This window comes from Janthinobacterium lividum (genome assembly GCF_034424625.1).
Lineage (GTDB): Bacteria > Pseudomonadota > Gammaproteobacteria > Burkholderiales > Burkholderiaceae_D > Janthinobacterium > Janthinobacterium lividum.
In genome coordinates this window covers 4,472,213-4,489,187 of record NZ_CP139976.1, presented here as the reverse complement: position 1 = coordinate 4,489,187, position 16,975 = coordinate 4,472,213, and the positions used below count along the sequence as shown (strand labels likewise).

Sequence of the window (16,975 nt, the reverse complement as noted above, 5' to 3'; positions counted from 1 at the left end):
ACCCTGAGGGTCCGACCCCAGTCCTCGCCTTTGGGGTAAGTGCTCGCCCCGTGCAGTTTTTCCATGGAACTTACAATGAGGTTCATCCCCAAACTGCTGGTCCTCGCCTGCCTGTTGCTATCCTCGCTGGCGCAGGCCGCCATCCCCCCCGACTTGCTCAAAGCGCTGTCCGGCGACGATCCCGACACCAGGATCGCGGCCGTCGCCCAGATCGCCGCCCTGGCTACGCCCGAGGCCGCCCGGGTGCTGCAAGCCTTGCAGGACGATCAGTTATATGCGGCCCCCGACGGCAAGGTGTATATCGTCGACGGCGAGCAGGCGCTTGACCCTGCGCTCGGCAAGAATGTGCCGCTGCCCGATGGCATCGACGGCGTGATGGTCAACAACCGCTTGCGCGCGGCCGTGGCGGGCGCCTTGTCGGGGTTGAAACTGCTGTCGCCCGAGCGGGCCACGCGCCTGGCCGCCGCGCAGGCGCTGCAGCAATCCGTCGATCCCGCGCAGGTTCCCCTGATACGCAAGGCGCTGGAGCAGGAAAACGATGCTGACATCAAACAGATATTGCAGGTGCTGATCGCCAGCGCCAACCTGCATGCGCCCGACGCCGCCACGCGCAAGGCCGCCGTGCAGGCGCTGGCGGGCAGCAGCGATGCGCGTCTGCTGCCCGTGCTGCAAGCCATGCTGGAGAAAGGACCAGATGGCAAGGCCGGCGAGCCGGACGAGGCCGTGCAGCTGGCCGCCATCGAGACCATGCGCCAGATCAAGGGACGGGTGGCGCGCATGGAGTTCGCCGGCAATGTGTTCTACGGCATTTCGCTGGGCAGCGTGCTGCTGCTGGCCGCGCTGGGGCTGGCCATCACGTTTGGCTTGATGGGCATCATCAACATGGCGCATGGCGAATTGCTGATGATAGGCGCTTACACGACCTACCTGTGCCAGCTGTTCTTCCGCAGCTACCTGCCTGGCTTGCAGGATGCGTATCTGCTGGCCGCCTTGCCGGCCGCCTTTTTTGTCGCGGGACTGGTGGGCGTGATGCTGGAGCGCACGGTGATCCGCTGGCTGTATGGCCGGCCGCTGGAAACCCTGCTGGCCACCTGGGGCATCAGCCTGATCCTCATGCAGGCCGTGCGCACGGTCTTCGGCGCGCAAAACGTGGAAGTGGCCAATCCCGCCTGGATGTCGGGCGGCGTCACCGTGCTGGGCGGCCTCGTGCTGCCGTACAACCGCCTGGCCATCATCGGCTTTGCCATCGTCGTCGTGGCGGCCGTGTGGCTGATCCTGAACAAGACGCGCCTGGGCCTGTTCGTGCGGGCCGTGACGCAGAACCGACGCATGGCCGATTGCGTGGGCGTGGCCACGGGCAAGGTCGACATGCTGACCTTTGGCCTCGGTTCCGGCATTGCGGGGCTCGGTGGCGTGGCCCTGTCGCAGCTGGGCAATGTGGGGCCGGACCTGGGCCAAAGCTACATCGTCGATTCCTTCATGGTGGTGGTGCTGGGCGGCGTGGGCCAGCTGGCCGGCACCGTGATCGCCGCGCTGGGGCTGGGTGAAGTCAACAAATTCCTCGAACCGGTGGCGGGCGCCGTGCTGGCGAAGATCGCCATTCTGGTGTTCATCATCATTTTCATCCAGCGCCGGCCGCAGGGCCTGTTTGCCATGAAGGGACGCAGCGTCGAATGACTACCTCCTATCAATCCAAGCCTGGCCTGTTCACGCGGCCCGTCTGGCTGGCCATCGCCGCATGCACGGTGCTGGCGGCGTTGTTGCCGGTTTTTAACCTGGCGTTTGCCGAAGGGCATGCGTTGCACGTGTCCGCCTACACGGTGGCGCTGGTGGGCAAGTTCATGTGCTACGCGCTGGCCGCGCTGGCGCTGGATCTCGTCTGGGGCTACACGGGCATATTGTCCCTGGGCCACGGCGTGTTCTTCGCCCTGGGGGCGTATGCGCACGGCATGTATCTGATGCGCGCCATCGGCGACCAGGGCCAGTACCACAGCAGCCTGCCCGACTTCATGGTCTTTCTCGACTGGAAAACCTACCCCTGGTACTGGGCGTTTACGGAACATTTCTGGTACTGCATGGCGCTCGTCGTGCTGGTGCCGGGCGTGCTCGCCTTTGTGTTTGGCTACTTTGCCTTTCGCTCGCGCATCAAGGGCGTGTATTTTTCTATTATCACGCAGGCGATGACATATGCCTTCATGCTGCTGTTCTTCCGCAATGACACTGGCTTTGGCGGCAACAACGGTTTCACGGATTTCAAGACTATTCTCGGCCATAGCATCACGGCGCCCGCCACGCGGGCCGTGCTGTTCCTGCTGACCCTGGCCTTCCTGCTGGCGGCCTTGATCGGCGCGCGCGCCATCGTCCGCTCGAAACTGGGCCGGGTGCTGCAGGGCGTGCGCGACAGCGAGGCGCGCTTGATGTTCCTCGGCTACAACCCGCTGTGGTTCAAGCTGTTTGTGTGGACCTTGTCGGCCGTGCTGTGCGGCATCGCCGGCGCCCTGTACGTGCCGCAGGTGGGCATCATCAACCCGTCCGAAATGTCGCCGGCGAACTCCATCGAGATGGTCGTGTGGGTAGCCGTGGGCGGACGTGGCACGCTGATCGGTCCCATCCTGGGCGCCTTCACCGTCAACGGCTTGAAAAGCTGGTTCACGGCTGCCTTGCCGGAACTGTGGCTGTTCGCGCTGGGCTTGCTGTTCATCGTCGTCACGCTGTTCATGCAGCAGGGCATGCTGGGCGTGCTGAACAAGCTCAAACGTAAAAAACCCGCCGCCATGGCAGAGGAGGCCGCATGAGTATCCGCATGTTGCCCGGCATGGCCAGCGCGGAAGCGGGGCCGACGTACTCGCGCGTGAAAGGCGAGGGCGTCGATACGACGCATGGCGCCATTTTGTACCTGGAAGACATCAGCGTGTCCTTCGACGGTTTCAAGGCCATCAACAAGCTCAGCCTCGATATTTCCGTGGGCGAATTGCGCTGCATCATCGGCCCGAACGGGGCGGGCAAGACGACGATGATGGATGTGATCACGGGCAAGACGCGGCCCACGTCCGGCACGGCCTGGTTTGGCCAGACCATGAACCTGGCCACCATGACGGAAGCGCAGATCGCCCACGCGGGTATAGGCCGCAAGTTTCAGCGCCCCACCGTGTTCGAGCAGCACACGGTGTTCGACAACCTGGAACTGGCGATGAAGATGGACAAGCGCGTGGCGCCCACCCTGTTTGCGCGCCTCACGTCCGAGCAGGAAGGCAGGATCGAAGCGATATTGCGCCTGATCCGCCTCAATGGCCAGGAGGCGCGGCCGGCGGGTTTGCTGTCGCACGGGCAAAAGCAGTGGCTGGAAATCGGCATGCTGCTGATGCAGGAGCCGCAGCTGATTTTGCTGGACGAACCCGTGGCCGGCATGTCGGATGCGGAAACGGCGCGCACGGCCGAGTTGCTCAATGAATTGCGCGGCAAGCATTCGATCATGGTGGTCGAACACGACATGGGTTTTGTGACGGAAATCGCCCGGCAAGGCATCGTCACCGTGCTGCATGAAGGCGCCGTGCTGGCGCAGGGGCGCATGGACGAGGTGCAAGCCGACGAGCGCGTGATCGAAGTCTATCTGGGAAGGTAAGCATGCTGGAAGTCGAACAATTGAATCAATACTATGGCTCCTCGCACACCTTGCGCGGCATCAATCTGTCGGCGCGCAAGGGCGAATGCCTGGCCTTGCTGGGCAGGAATGGCGTGGGCAAGACGACCTTGTTGAAATGCCTGATGGGCGTGCTGCCCGTGGCACAGGGCACGGTGGTGTTCCAGGGACGCGACATCACCAGGCTGGCGCCGCATGCGAGGGCAAAGCTGGGCATCGCTTACGTGCCGCAGGGCCGCGACATCTTTGCGCGCCTGACGGTCGAGGAAAACTTGCTGATGGGGATGGCGAGCAAGGGCGGCCGGCAAGCTGCGCGCATCGATCCCCACGTATATGAGCTGTTTCCGGTGCTCAAGGAGATGCTGCAGCGGCGCGGCGGAGATTTATCGGGCGGGCAACAGCAGCAACTGGCCATCGCCCGCGCCCTGCTGGCCGAGCCGCAGCTGATTATCTTCGACGAGCCGACGGAAGGTATCCAGCCCTCCGTCATCAAGGATATCGGCCGCGTGATCAGCCTGTTGAAACAGCGGGGCGACATGGCCATCGTGCTGTGCGAACAGTATTTCGATTTTGCCCGCGAACTGGCCGACGAATTCATCGTCCTGTCGCGCGGCAGTGTCGTCGCCAGCGGCAAGGCGGAACAGATGGATGGCGAGGACGTGAAGCGGCACCTGGCCGTGTAAGGTCAGACGAGCTGGAACCAGCCCAGCACGGCGCCGGCCGCCAGCAGCCACAATAAATGGATCTTCGTGCGCCAGATGATCAGGCCAGCCACGATGGACAGGCTCCACAGGGGCCAGTCCGTACGGATGTCATGGTTGGCGCCGCCCAGTATCATGCCCGTGGAAATCAGCAGGGCGACGACGATGGGCGCCATGCCTTGCTTGAAGGCGCGCACGGGGCGCAGGTCGCGGTTGCGGTAGCCCCACTGGGCCGCCACGTAGGTGAGAGTGGTGCTGGGCAGCATGATGCCCACCATGGTCACCAGCACGCCGAGGTAGGCCGCCGCGTAGCTGCCCGCGTTCATGCCCACGTTCCAGCCCATCAGGGCGACGAACAGCACGTTGGGGCCGGGCGCGGCCTGGGCGATGGCGATCGATTCGTTGAATTGCGCCTGTGTCAGCCAGCCATGCTGTTCGACGAGGAAGCGGTGCATTTCGGACGTGGTGGAAATGGCGCCGCCGATCGACATCAGCGATAGCATCAGGTAGTGGCCGAACAGGTTCAGCCAGTCGCCCGCGCTCAACACCAGTTGCAGGGGCGGATTCATGCGGACAGCTTTCGGTAGGTCAGCAGGCAGCCGATGCCGCCCAGGCCCAGCAGGATGTACAGCAGGGGCCAGCGGAAGATCGCCACCATCAGCACGCCGAGCACGGTGATGGACAAGGTCAGCCACAAGGGCAGCGGATGCTTGCCCAGCGCGGCAGCCAGTTTCACGCCCGTGGCGGCGATCATGCCGGCCGAGACGGCCGCCATGCCGCGCAAGGCGCCCGCCATCTGCGCATTGTCGCCAAAGCGCGTGTACAGCACGCCCAGCACGAGCACGATGAGGAGGGGCACGGCCAGCATGCCGGCCAGCGCCGTCAGCGCGCCTTTCAAACCGAAATAGCGCCCGCCCACCATCAGCGACAGGTTGACGACATTTGGCCCGGGCATGATTTGCGCCACGGCCCAGTCTTCCAGGAATTCTTCCTGTGTCAGCCAGCGCTTGCGCTCGACCATCTCGCGCTGGATCACGGCCAGCACGCCGCCGAACCCCTGCAGGGCCAGCCAGGTGAACGAGAAGAACAGGTCGGCAAGCGAGGCGGGTTGCGGGCGGGGCAGGTCGGGCTGGATGGAGGAGGGGGAGGGCATGGCTGATTATCGCCGTGGCCGATCGCGCTTGTCCATCGCTTTCGGCTGCGCTTGTGCCTGCAAGAAAAAAACCGTGGCTCATGTTTCCCTGCCATTGACATCGAGAGTTTATCGGCAATACTTTTAGCGGCAACATGACCGCTGTCCCTGTCCGCGCTGTCGCGGTTCGCACTGCTATGCCGTCTCCAGCCCTCCGTCCCCCTTCGCAGGAGTTGTTCATCATGCCTCATTCCACAGAAACGCTGCATATGCCCGTCAAAACCGCGGTGCTGCATGCCCGGGTCGACCAGAAGATGTGCGATATCGTCAATCTGGGCATCGCCGTGCAGGCGGCCTTCAGTACCTTGTGCGCACTGGAATACCTGAAGTCATACAATGTCGCCCCGGAACTGATCGAGCGCGTGCTGCTGCATCCTGAGCAGCGCCGCCAGACCGTGCATTGAGTATCCCCACGGCAACTGTGTTGCCGGCGGCCGCGATCCGCTGTTGTCGGATTGATCATTACGGCTCAGTTATGCACAAATGATGGGTTAGCGAAATTGGCGAAATAATTTTCTTGTGATTATGTGTGATTTTCTAAGTGCTTGATTTTAATGTGTTTTATTTTTGCTGTTTGATTGAGCAGTTTATTGAAAGCCGCACGGGCTGTGGCTTTGAGGCCTGTCAATAGGCCCTTATCCACAAAGATATCCACAGTCCGTGTGGATATCTGAAAAAGCGCTTAACAATCCGCCACTTAGGAAATGGAAGCCGGCCAGCCCATGCAATCGGCGGGAAAAAAGGGCCAAAACGGGGCATGCCACAAGCCTGTATGCCCATCCAGTGCTCTGGTTTTTATGACTGAAAGTAGCGGCCGATGGTCAGGGTGTGCCGCTGGCCGGCGCCGCCGGCGTGTCGCCGCACTGGGCCAGGGCGGCAGCCAGTTCGGTCACCTGTTGCTGCGCTTCGCGCAAGGTGGCATAGGTGCGCAGCGAGGCGATCACGGTGGTAAACAACTTGCGCGTGGTGAGGTCGGTCTTGCACCAGAAATCGTTGATGTCGTAATCGATGATGATGCGGTGTTCCAGGGCCTGGCCGGGCTGGCCCGTGCGCAGGATGATGCGCACGGCGCTGTTGTGCAGTTCTTCGCGGACCTGGCGCGCCACTTGCAGCCCGGCATCCTGGGTTTCCATGATGACATCGAGCAGCACCACGGCGATATCGGGAGTGCTGCGCAACAAGGCCAGCGCCTCGGCGCCCGAATACGCGTGTAAAAAGCTCAGCCTGCGTCCCTGGAAGCTGGCCTGGCTGAGGGCGAACTTGGTCACCACATGCACGTCGACATCGTCATCGACAATCAGCACGCGCCAAGGCACCGCAGTGGACGGTTCTGCCGCCGCGTCTGTCCGTCCCAGCGGTTCGTCGACCAGCCAGTCGGGTTCGTCCGCCTCCTTGGCGGCGCTATCGCTATCTATATTCATGCGTTTATCCACCGTTGATCGTACTCGCTACTCCACACTATGCCAGTCTGCGGGGTTTGTCAAAACAATGCTGTTCAAGCAAGACGGCCTCGCGCCACATCGGCTTATGCACAGCAAAAATATATTTTCATGGTGGCAGATTAAGTTTGCGCTAGCGCAAATTCATGATTGCAAGTCATTGATTTCATTGGGGTAAAAAATTGCCTGTGAAATCAGCAAATTATTGAAACCCGCATCAATACTGGCGTTGCGGCTTGTCAAGAGGGGCTTATCAACAACTTTATCCACAGTTGCTGTGGATATCTAAAAAAGCCGTGAAAAAACCGGGGCTTAGCGCCGATTCGTACGGCGGGGTGGAAGCATTCATGCGGCCAGCCCAAGCCCGCCCAGTTGGGCAAAGGCATGCAGGAAGCGCTGCTTGGCTTCGGCCGGACCCATGGCCTCGATTATACCGGGCAAGGGGGCGATGCCGTCAAGGTAAGCCCAGCGTTCGGCCGAGTGCGGCATCAGGTCGCGCTTTTCCGTGGCCAGCGCGATCAGGTCGGCCCGCTTGATGGGCGCGTAATCGGAAAAATCCAGCCCATACGTGGCGGCGATGATGGCGCTGACCTTGTCTTCCAGTACGGCAAATTCCGGCAGCAACACTTTCAAGGGTTTCACCATGTCGCCCAGGTAGGCTTCGGCCGCGTCGTGCAGCAGGGCGGCCAGGCGCAAATGGGGTGGCGCCAGTTCGGCGACGATCAGGCTGTGCTGGGCGACCGAGTAAAACACTTGCGTCTGTCCATTGAAGCGGCACTGGTAGGCGAGGCCGTGGGCGATGTCCTCGATGGCTACCTTGTCGATATGCGGGCGCAAGGGATAAAAACGGTTGCCTGAATAGGTGGAAACGTAGTCGGTGGTAATCATTGCCATGGCATGGTGCTCGGAATGCTCAAGATGCTTCATCGTACACCCGATGGCATGGGCTTGCCCCGGCTGCCGTGCGCAAGCGGCTTTCTGCCGGGATCGCCTCCAAGCCTATGCATCTTGGCAAATCCTTTAATTTATTTCATATCATTCATTGATATTTCTCAAATACACTGTAGAAATCTTGTTTGACTGAAACTTAAAGGGGACAGGGCAATGACGGCGACACCTTCGGCAAGACCTTCGTATATCTATCAGGGCGGTTCGGTGATGATGCACTCGCCGCTGCAATTGAAACAGTCGGAAATGTACGGTTATTTCGTCAGGGGCGACCTGGCGAAACTGCAAGCGACCGTGAATACCACCCTGAACCAGGTGGCGGGCAGCAAGATGACCCTGAAAGCCCTGTCGCCGTATGTCATGCTGACGTTTACGCGCGTTAACCATGCGGACTCCGCCAACCCCGTCGACCAGGCCAAGGGCTGGATCACGGAAGTCGACATCGTCACCTGGATCATGGTCGGCCAGATGGACGCCGCCGGCAAGCTCGCGCATATCTATTGGTACCCGTGCCATATCTTCGTCGATGACGCGATGGCCCTGATCAACGGGCGCGAGCTGTTCGGCTATCCGAAATACCTGTGCGACTACGAGATTCCCGCCGCCGGCAGCGAGCCGCTGCGCTGTTCCGTGGCTGCCAAGGGCTTCCAGCATTTTTCGCCGGAAACGAAACTGGCCCTGCATCCGTTGCTGGAAGTCAACGCCACCGTGCAGACAGGGCAGCACAAGAGCGTCAACAGTTTCCTGGAACTCATCGAGCAGGCGTTCCAGATTTTCCTCTCCATCCCCGATTTCTTCGACATGGACCAGGCCGGCTGGGCCGATATTTTGTCCTTGCTGCGCAACCCCCGCATCGACCAGATATTCCTCAAGCAATTCCCCGACAGCGCCGGCGTGAAAGCCGTGTACCAGGCCCTGGTGGCCGCTCCCGCCGAGATCAACCGCCTGCACAGCGCGCGCCTGCTCGGCTATGAGTATGAATGCACGCTGCACGCGTTCGACAGCTTCCCGCTGGACCAGACCCTGGGTCTCAAACTGGGGCCGCAGGCGGCGATATTGCCGTTCCAGGTGAATTTCGACTTCACGGCCATGCCGGGCGAGGAGCTGGTCGACAATTCCCGCATCGCGCCGGAAAAGATCGCCATCCTTGGTGGCGGCGTGGCGGCCATGACCACGGCGTATTATCTGACGAACCAGCCGGGCTGGCAAAACCGGCATGCCATCACCGTCTACCAGCTGGGCTGGCGCCTGGGCGGCAAGGGGGCCAGCGGGCGCAATGCACAGGTGGGCCAGCGCATCGAGGAGCACGGCCTGCACATCTGGTTCGGCTTCTACGCGAACGCCTTCAAGATGATCAAGGAAGCGTACGCGAGCCTGGAGCGTCCGCCTGGCGCGCCGCTGGCCACCTGGCGCGACGCTTTCAAACAGCACGATTACGTGGCCCTGTCGGAAGACGTCAAGGGCAAGTGGCGCAACTGGTCCATCGTCTTTCCCACCTTGCCGGGCGAACCGGGCGAGGGGGGCGAAGACATCACCCTGTGGCAGATGGCCATCGCCATGGTGGGCTGGATCGAGCAGTGGATCCGTCAGATCCGGCAAGTGGCGGACGCCGACGCGCGCATCGTGCGCGCCAGCGCGTCGCAAGGCGAAGGCGTGTGGCCGGGCTGGCTGCGCCGGCTGGCCGACGAAGTGGTGGGGCAGGCCGATGAACTGGGCCTGGACGTGGGCCTGTCCGTGGGCGCGCTGGTGGCGCTGGTAGCCGACCTGGCGCCCGATTCCACGCGCCACGACCAGGCGCGCCACCAGCTGCTGGCCAGTACCCTGAACGGCATCCGCGCGTGGCTGCGCCTGCGCTACCGCGCCCTGATCGACGGCGACGATGAATTGCGCCGCCTGTTCATTTGCCTGGACCTGGGCATCACGGTCATGAAGGGCATGTTCGAGGATGGCGTGTTCAAGAACGGCTTCGACGTCATCAACGATATCGACTTCCGCGCCTGGCTGAAAAAACATGGCGGCGACGAGCAGTTCAGCGTCAATTCGGCGCCCGTGCGCGGCTTCTATGACCTGGTGTTCGCCTACGAGGGCGGCGATTTTGCGAAGCCGAACATCGAGGCGGGAACGCTCTTGCGGGCGATGGCGCGCATCGGCCTGGCCTACAAGGGCGGCATCATGTTCAAGATGCAAGCCGGCATGGGCGACACGATTTTCACGCCGCTGTACGAAGTGCTGCGCAAGCGCGGCGTGGAATTCAAATTCTTCCAGCGCGTGGAAGAACTGGTGCCGGGCGCGGGCGACATCGACAGCATCCGCATCACGCAGCAGGTGCAATTGAAGGACCCCGCCGCCGGCTACGCGCCGCTGGTGGACGTCAAGGGACTGGCTTGCTGGCCCAGCGCGCCCGATTATGCGCAGCTTGAGCCAGCGCAAGCGGCCCTGCTGCAGGAGCAGGAAGTCAACCTGGAGTCGTACTGGAGCGACTGGCCGCAGCAGTACCAGCAAGCGTTCGGCCGGCAGTTGCCCGCCACGGTATTGAAGAAGGGCGTCGACTTCGACAAGGTGGTGTTCGGCATTTCCATCGGTTCGCTGCAGGCCCTGTGCCCGCAACTGCTGGCGCAAAGCCCGGCCCTGCAACTGGCGGCCGACAAGGTACAAACCGTGGCCACGCAGGCCTATCAGGTATGGCTCAACAAGAATCTGGGGCAGATGGGCTGGACCACGCAGCCGAAAGGCCAGCAGCCGGTGCTGTCGGCCTTCACGGAGCCGTACGACACATGGGCGCCGATGGATCAACTATTGGCGCACGAAGACTGGCCGGCGGGGCATGAACCGAAAAATGTCTCGTATTTTTGCAGCGCCTTCCCCGTCGACAGCTACCCGCCCGTCACCGACACGGATTTCCCGGCCCGCTGCGCGGCCAGGGCGAAGCAGGGCGCGCTGCACCAGCTGGAGCGGGAAATTGGCGCGCTGTGGCCCGAGGCGGGCGGGCCGGGCGCGTTTCCGTGGCAATGGCTGGTCGATGCGAAGGAGGGTGCGGGGCCGGCGCGCTTCGACAGCCAGTACTGGCGCGCGAATGTCGACCCGTCCGAACGCTACGTGATGTCGGTGGTGGGCAGCACGCAGTACCGGCTGGCCACCGACCAGTCGGGCTTCAGCAACCTGTTCCTCACGGGCGACTGGATCAAGACGGGCATCAATGCGGGCTGCGTGGAGGCGGCCGTGATGGCCGGCATGCAGACCTCGCGTGCCATGACGGGCTATCCGGCCGTGATCCAGGGGGAGACGGATTTTTAGTTATTTCGCTATGATGGCGTTTCATTGTTCCCTGCGCGAGCGAGCGATGCAACGCCTGATGCTGTTGTTTCTGATCTGTATCAATCTGCACGCTGTCGCCGCGCCGGCCGGCGCGATTGTGCTGTGGCCCGGCGCGCCGCCCGGCGGCGCGGCGCCGGGCCCGCAGCGCGACAGCGCCAAGGGCTCCATCACGCAGGTTGATCAGCCCTACCTGATCGCCCACCGCCCGGCGCAGCCGAACGGCATGGCCATCCTGCTGGTCAGCGGCGGCGGCTATGCGCATATCGAGGCGGGCAAGGAGAGCGGCCCGGCCGCCAACTGGCTGCAGGCGCAGGGCATCACGGCGTTTGAGCTTGTGTACCGCTTGCCACGCGAAGGCGGCGGGGGGGCCGCGCCATTCCAGGATGGCCAGCGCGCCATGCGCGTGATCCGCGCGCGGGCGGCCGAGTGGGGCATCGATCCGGCGCGCATCGGCATGCTCGGTTTTTCCGCCGGCGGGCACCTGGCCGGCATGACGGCCGTGCAGCCTGACGCTTCCCGCTATGCGCCCGTCGACGCCATGGATGGCGTCTCCGCGCGGCCCGACTTTGCCGTGCTGCTGTACCCCGTGCTGACCATGCAAGCGCCATTCGACACGACGCACGCGAAGAAGCAGTTGCTGGGCGCCCACCCCACGCAGGCGGCGCGCGACGCCTTGTCGGTGGAGCTGCACGTTGATGCGCGCACGCCGCCCGCTTTCATCGCACAGGCGCTGGACGATCCCATTTCCCCGCCCGAGAACAGCCGGCTGATGGCAGCAGCCCTGCGCCGCGCAGGCGTGCCCGTCGAGCTGCATTTGTTCCAGCACGGCGGCCATGGCTGGGGCCTGGGCAAGCCGGGCAGCGAGCCGGCCGCCTGGCCGCAGCTGCTGCTGGCATGGCTGCGGGCGCATGGCTGGATGGCTCAGCCGGCAGGCTGAGCTTCCAGGTCGCGCCGCGCCGCATCCAGCGCCGCCTGGAGCTGCGGCAGGAACTGCTCCACGTTATCGAGCTGGCCGTTCGATGCCAGGGTTTCCATCTGGTGGCACAGGCCGTGCAGGGTGGGGCGGCTCAGGTAGCCGGCGCTGCCCTTCAAGGCGTGGAAGGCGGCAGCGGCAGCGCTGGCGTTGCCGTCGCGCACGGCGTGGCAGGCCAGGTCCAGGCGCCGCGGCGCCTCCGTCAGGAACGCTTGCGCGATGCGCTGCAAGTGCTGCGGCGACAGGCCTGCCAGCGGCAGGATGTGCACGGGCGCCGTCATGGGATCGGCCGGCGCCGGTGGCTCGTCGGCGGCGCCTTCCAGACCGAACTGGCGCGCCAGGGCGTCGTCTTCGGTGGGCGTGGCAGGCGGCAACGCGTGGCCGCGCGCCAGCAGCAGGTCAATGATGGCGTCGATTTTCTCGAACAGCAGCGCTTCGTCGACCGGCTTGCTGAGGAAGTCGTCCATGCCGGCGGCCAGGTAGCGTTGCCGGTCATGTTCGCTGGCGTTGGCCGTCAGCGCGAGGATGGGGATGTGCGCGTCGGGAATGGGGAATTGGGCGTTGCCGCCGTCGCGGATCAGGCGCGCGGCCTGTTCGCCATCCATCAGTGGCATGCGGCCATCCATCAGCACGCAATCGTAGGCGCCGGATCCCAGCGCGCGCAGCGCCTGCTCGCCGTTTTCCACGATGGTCACGTCATGTCCCATGCCTTCCAGAAGGGTGCCGATGATGATCTGGTTGGTACGCACGTCTTCGGCGCACAGGATGCGCAGGCGGCAGGCGTGGCGCGCGTGGCGTGCGGGCCGGCGCGCGTCGGCCGCCGGCGCGCTGCCGTCTTGCAGCGGCAAGGTGAAATGGAAGCGCGAGCCGATGCCGACGCGGCTCTCCACGCCGATCGTGCCACCCATCAGTTCGACCAGTTCCTTGCAGATGGCCAGGCCCAGGCCCGTGCCGCCGTAGCGGCGCGTGGTGGAATGATCGGCCTGCTCGAATTTCTGGAACAAACGGGGCAAGGTGTCGGCGTCGATGCCGGGACCCGTATCGCTGATGATGAATTCGATGGCGCTGCGGCCATCGTGGCGCGGCGGCGTGCGGGCGCGCCGCACTTCCAGCAGCACTTCGCCATTGGCCGTGAATTTCAGCGCGTTCCCCAGCAGGTTGATGAGGATTTGCCGCAGGCGCGTGGGGTCCGCGCGCACGTAGCGCGGCAGGTCCAGCGCCAGTTCGCGGCGCAGCAGCAGGCTTTTCGCATCGGCCTGGCCCTGCACGATGCCGGCCGCGTCGCCGATCAGCGCCAGCAGGTCGAAGTCCACGGTTTCCAGGGTCAGCTTGCCCGCGTCGATCTTCGAGAAATCGAGGATGTCGTTGAGGATGGTCAGCAGCGACACGCCATTGTGCAGGCCGATGCGCAGATATTCCTGCGTACGGCCACGTACAGACTGGTCGCGCAGGGCGAATTTCAGCATGCCGATGACCCCGGCCAGCGGCGTGCGGATGTCGTGGCTCATGGCGGACAGAAAATCGATGCGGTGGCGGCTGACCACTTCCGCGTGTTCCTTGGCCTTCAGCAGGGCGTCGTTGCTGAGGGTGAGCGCCAGGGTGCGCTCCTGCACGCGCTGTTCCAGGTTGTTGCGCAGCAGGCGGATCTGGTCGGCCAGGGCAAAGGCCAGCAGCAAGCCGTCGAAGGTGCCGCCGAGCAGGGTCACCAGCTGGGCGTTGGCCACCATGGCGGGCATCAGGCCCAGGTTGGCCGGCAGGATCAGAAAGCCGGGCAGCATCAGGGCGACGAAGGCCAGCACGAAGAAGCGCGCCGGCTGGTAGCCGCGGCACCAGACGACGATGCCGCAGATGAGCGCCAGCAGCATCCAGATGCTGATGACGATGGTGGCCAGGGTATGGGCATACGACAGGGCGAAGAAGCAGCTGGGCAAGAGCAGCAAGGGCAGCACCAGGTTGACCTGGCTGATCCCGTAGAGCCGGGGCGAGTAGTCGCGCAGGCGCAGGAAATGCGTGTAGAACAGGGTGCTGAAGACGGGCAGCAGGAAAAACGGCACGTAATGCAGCTGCAGCATGTGCCAGTCGAACAGGTCGGCAAAGACGTGGAAGGTCATGGCCCAGGCCAGGCCATAGGTCAGCACGTACAGCGCGTAATAGGCCGAGGCTTTTTCCAGGGTGATGGAAAAGATGAAGAAATTGAACAGGCCCAGCGCCAGCAGGGCGCCGATCGATGCCACCATCAGGAAGTTTTCCTTGCCCACCAGCTTGCGGTAATCCTGCTGCGTCTTCACGCCGAACATGGGCGCGCGCGCATAGTAGGGGCTGGAAAAGCGGATCAGGATGTCATATGTGGCGCCCGGCGCCAGCTGCACGTTCCTGCCGTAGTGCAACAAATATTCGTGCGGCCGCTGGTAGCCCGTCAGCAGGGTCTGCGGCGCCGTGTGTGGCCCGGGGCCATATACGTGCAGATCGACCAGGTCGATCAGGGTATCGTTCGGGTCGATGACCCAGGCCGCTACGCCGCTGTCGTTGCGCACTTGCGCATGCAGCCAGTAGGCGCCGCCGAACAGGTCGACCTGTTCGGCCGGGCGCTGGCGCGCCAGCCAGGCGGGCAGGGCGGCCGCATCGGCAGGGGCGGCCTCACTTCCGGCGAGAAACAGTTGCCCACCGTTGCCCAGGTGCTGGATGCCTTGTTTGTTCAGGGGCAAAGGTGTCGCCTGCGCCGCACCCGCCAGGCCCAGCAGGCTGATCAGCAAGCTGAACAGAAGCGGCCAGCCGCATAGCCAGGCGCTGACGCGGGAGCTGGAAGCGCGGTGGCTGGATGGGGGCGGGTGGGCTGGCATCGATGGGTTTGGTGATGGTCGCGCGGGAAATGGCGGCAACGCCGTTTGCTGTGGAGTACCCATTTTAATCGACTCTCGGTGGCTCACGGGCAATTTCATGTCCTGCCGGCATGGCGAGCGCTCCGGTATCATGGCGCCTTTTGCTTGCGAGATATTCATGCTCAGTCCTGACCAGTTCCTGGCCTTCCTGGCCGCCGCCGTCGTTATTACCGCCAGTCCCGGCCCCGACAACCTGATGGTGCTGGGCGTGGGGATGTCGCGCGGGCGCCGCCAGGGCATGGCGTTCGGTCTCGGCTGCGCCCTTGGCTGCCTCACGCACACCGTGCTGGCGACCATCGGCGTGTCGGCCCTGCTGGCCGCTTCGCCCACGGCATTTACCCTGCTGAAAGTGGCTGGCGGCCTGTACCTGGTGTGGCTGGGCATTGGCGCCTTGCGCAGCCGTGGCGGCGCCAGGGTCGATGGTGCGGCGGCCTTGCCCGACGAGTCCTTGCTGCGCCTGTTCGGCAAGGGCTTGTTTGCCAACAGTATCAATCCGAAAGTCGTGCTGTTTTTCCTTTCGTTCTTGCCGCAGTTCATCGTTGCTGGCCAGGGCAATGCCAGTTGGCAGACGGCGCAGCTGGGCCTGGTCTTCACGGCGCAGGCTTGCGTGCTGTTCGGCCTGCTCGGCTATTTTTCCGGCGCCGTCGGCAAGTGGCTCAACCGCCGCCCGCGTGCCGGCCTGTGGCTGGACCGCGTGGCCGGCACCATCTTCATCGGTCTGGGCTTGCGCCTGATCCTGGCGCGCTGACGTCTTGCCGGGCGGTGATGCGGAACGCCAGTTCCATCTGATCCTGCACGGCCATGGCGCCGCCCAGGACGGCGAAGGGCACGATGCCGAAGTCGCTCTGTTTCAGCAGCAGGCTGCCGCTGGCCTGCAGGCCGCGTCCATCGGCCGCTTGTTCGATCCGCACCGGCAGCTGCACCGTGCGCGTCACGCCATGCAGGGTGATGTCGGCCTCGAGCACTTCCTTGTCGCCCGTGCGCCGGGCATCGATGCGCACCCACGGATAGCGTTCCGCCTCGAGCACGCGCACCAGCATGTTGTGGCGCGTGCCGGCGATGGCGTCGGCCGACGGCGTCGTCGTCAAGCCGGCCGCCTGGCGCAGGCTCTCTTCATCCACACTCATCTCGTCGAGCCGGAAGCGAAATTGTGCGCGTCCCGGCGCGGGCGCCACTATCCCCTGCAGGCTGCGGCTGGCGATCACGTGGTCATGTCCGAGCCGCGCCAGCGCGCCGCCGCGGCGCACGGTGATGGTCAGCAGGGATTCTTGCGGGACGATGTGCAGCACCTGCACGCCCTGCTGTTGCCACGCTGGCGCTTGCATGGCTGGTGCCGGAACTGGCGCGGCTGGCAGCGAGGCGGCGGGCGGCGGCGCGAACGGGGTGCAGGCCGCGAGCAAGGCGCAGGCGCAGGCCAGCAGCGTGCGGCGGTGGGCGTGTGGCGTCAATGAGGACTCCTGGCAGTGGATGGCAACGGTGTGGCGCAGGGCGCAATGGGGCGATAGTAAGCGATCCGGGCATCGGCGGGATAGTCGGTTCGCAAGCGCGTCCGTTTTTTGCAAGACCAATTCGGCCTGCCGGATGTCCTGTTTCGCAGGGCGGCATGCGTGAATAAAATGAAATTGGTATTAACGCAGGTGTTTGAGAATGAATGGGAGTCAGCGCAGGATCGAATTATGGGCGCTTGGCCGCGGAAGGAAAATACGCATTGAAATAATTGGTGATATTTGGCATTAATAATTTCTTTTGAAAAACAAACTATGCCTTTGATAGTTTCGCATGATTATGTAAATGATAATTTAAATATTATGTCGAGCTAATCAGTATGCGGTAGAAAATAAAATCCCAGTATCACTACATGATTAATTTTATGATTGTGTTGTGAAAT

At 63.5% G+C, this 16,975-nt stretch carries 14 protein-coding genes; 8 read left to right on the top strand and 6 right to left on the bottom strand.

The window, feature by feature from the left end; genetic code table 11:
* Window positions 1-75 precede the first annotated feature (75 nt).
* The 4 genes from urtB to urtE are packed head-to-tail and all read left to right on the top strand — an operon-like array spanning window position 76 to window position 4,323.
* Complete coding sequence (gene urtB / locus U0004_RS20265; protein ID WP_070254546.1) at window positions 76-1,677, top strand: urea ABC transporter permease subunit UrtB; 1,602 nt, start codon at window positions 76-78, stop codon at window positions 1,675-1,677.
* Window positions 1,674-2,795: an urea ABC transporter permease subunit UrtC gene (gene urtC / locus U0004_RS20260; protein WP_070254547.1), complete on the top strand. Its 1,122-nt coding sequence runs from the start codon at window positions 1,674-1,676 to the stop codon at window positions 2,793-2,795. Before urtB ends, urtC begins: the two co-directional genes overlap by 4 nt.
* Window positions 2,792-3,622 carry an urea ABC transporter ATP-binding protein UrtD gene (gene urtD / locus U0004_RS20255; RefSeq protein WP_070254548.1) on the top strand — a complete coding sequence of 277 codons (831 nt, stop codon included), beginning with the start codon at window positions 2,792-2,794 and terminating at the stop codon, window positions 3,620-3,622. Before urtC ends, urtD begins: the two co-directional genes overlap by 4 nt.
* Window positions 3,623-3,624: 2 nt before the next feature.
* A complete protein-coding gene (urtE, locus tag U0004_RS20250) occupies window positions 3,625-4,323 on the top strand; it encodes an urea ABC transporter ATP-binding subunit UrtE (protein WP_070254549.1) in 699 nt (232 codons plus the stop codon).
* A gap of 2 nt (window positions 4,324-4,325) precedes the next feature.
* On the opposite strand, the gene U0004_RS20245 is transcribed toward urtE, so the two are convergent.
* Both U0004_RS20245 and U0004_RS20240 read right to left on the bottom strand, forming a co-directional pair.
* Entirely contained in the window at window positions 4,326-4,910 is a 585-nt protein-coding gene (locus U0004_RS20245; protein WP_034779146.1) for a chromate transporter, read from the bottom strand.
* Window positions 4,907-5,494, bottom strand: a complete 588-nt coding sequence (locus tag U0004_RS20240) for a chromate transporter (RefSeq protein ID WP_052139945.1) — start codon at window positions 5,492-5,494, stop codon at window positions 4,907-4,909. The genes U0004_RS20245 and U0004_RS20240 overlap by 4 nt, the downstream gene beginning before the upstream one ends.
* A 248-nt stretch (window positions 5,495-5,742) precedes the next feature.
* On the opposite strand from U0004_RS20240, the gene U0004_RS20235 reads away from it, so the two are divergent.
* Entirely contained in the window at window positions 5,743-5,937 is a 195-nt protein-coding gene (locus U0004_RS20235; protein WP_231958039.1) for a hypothetical protein, read from the top strand.
* A 417-nt stretch (window positions 5,938-6,354) separates the two neighbouring features.
* Here U0004_RS20235 and U0004_RS20230 read toward each other — a convergent pair whose 3' ends face one another.
* Together U0004_RS20230 and U0004_RS20225 are read right to left on the bottom strand one after the other, a co-directional pair.
* Window positions 6,355-6,954 carry a response regulator gene (locus tag U0004_RS20230; RefSeq protein ID WP_080753230.1) on the bottom strand — a complete coding sequence of 200 codons (600 nt, stop codon included), beginning with the start codon at window positions 6,952-6,954 and terminating at the stop codon, window positions 6,355-6,357.
* 363 nt (window positions 6,955-7,317) lie between these two features.
* On the bottom strand, window positions 7,318-7,866 hold the full coding sequence (locus U0004_RS20225; protein WP_081345515.1) for a phosphohydrolase: 549 nt from the start codon (window positions 7,864-7,866) through the stop codon (window positions 7,318-7,320).
* 210 nt (window positions 7,867-8,076) lie between these two features.
* Here U0004_RS20225 and U0004_RS20220 point away from each other — a divergent pair, with 210 nt between their 5' ends.
* Together U0004_RS20220 and U0004_RS20215 are read left to right on the top strand one after the other, a co-directional pair.
* Window positions 8,077-11,214: an NAD(P)-binding protein gene (locus U0004_RS20220; protein WP_070254551.1), complete on the top strand. Its 3,138-nt coding sequence runs from the start codon at window positions 8,077-8,079 to the stop codon at window positions 11,212-11,214.
* A gap of 58 nt (window positions 11,215-11,272) precedes the next feature.
* The gene (locus U0004_RS20215) at window positions 11,273-12,172 is read left to right on the top strand and encodes an alpha/beta hydrolase (RefSeq protein WP_231958045.1); all 900 of its coding nucleotides are present in this window, start codon (window positions 11,273-11,275) and stop codon (window positions 12,170-12,172) included.
* Here the strand turns inward: U0004_RS20215 and U0004_RS20210 are convergent.
* On the bottom strand, window positions 12,157-15,207 hold the full coding sequence (locus U0004_RS20210; protein WP_231958048.1) for a hybrid sensor histidine kinase/response regulator: 3,051 nt from the start codon (window positions 15,205-15,207) through the stop codon (window positions 12,157-12,159). The two genes, U0004_RS20215 and U0004_RS20210, sit on opposite strands and share 16 nt — an antisense overlap.
* Between U0004_RS20210 and U0004_RS20205 the strand changes: the two genes are divergently transcribed.
* The gene (locus U0004_RS20205) at window positions 15,206-15,835 is read left to right on the top strand and encodes a LysE family translocator (RefSeq protein ID WP_034779141.1); all 630 of its coding nucleotides are present in this window, start codon (window positions 15,206-15,208) and stop codon (window positions 15,833-15,835) included. The genes U0004_RS20210 and U0004_RS20205 overlap by 2 nt on opposite strands.
* On the opposite strand, the gene U0004_RS20200 is transcribed toward U0004_RS20205, so the two are convergent.
* Entirely contained in the window at window positions 15,798-16,535 is a 738-nt protein-coding gene (locus tag U0004_RS20200; protein ID WP_070256581.1) for a YceI family protein, read from the bottom strand. The two genes, U0004_RS20205 and U0004_RS20200, sit on opposite strands and share 38 nt — an antisense overlap.
* Between the last annotated feature and the right edge of the window lie 440 nt (window positions 16,536-16,975).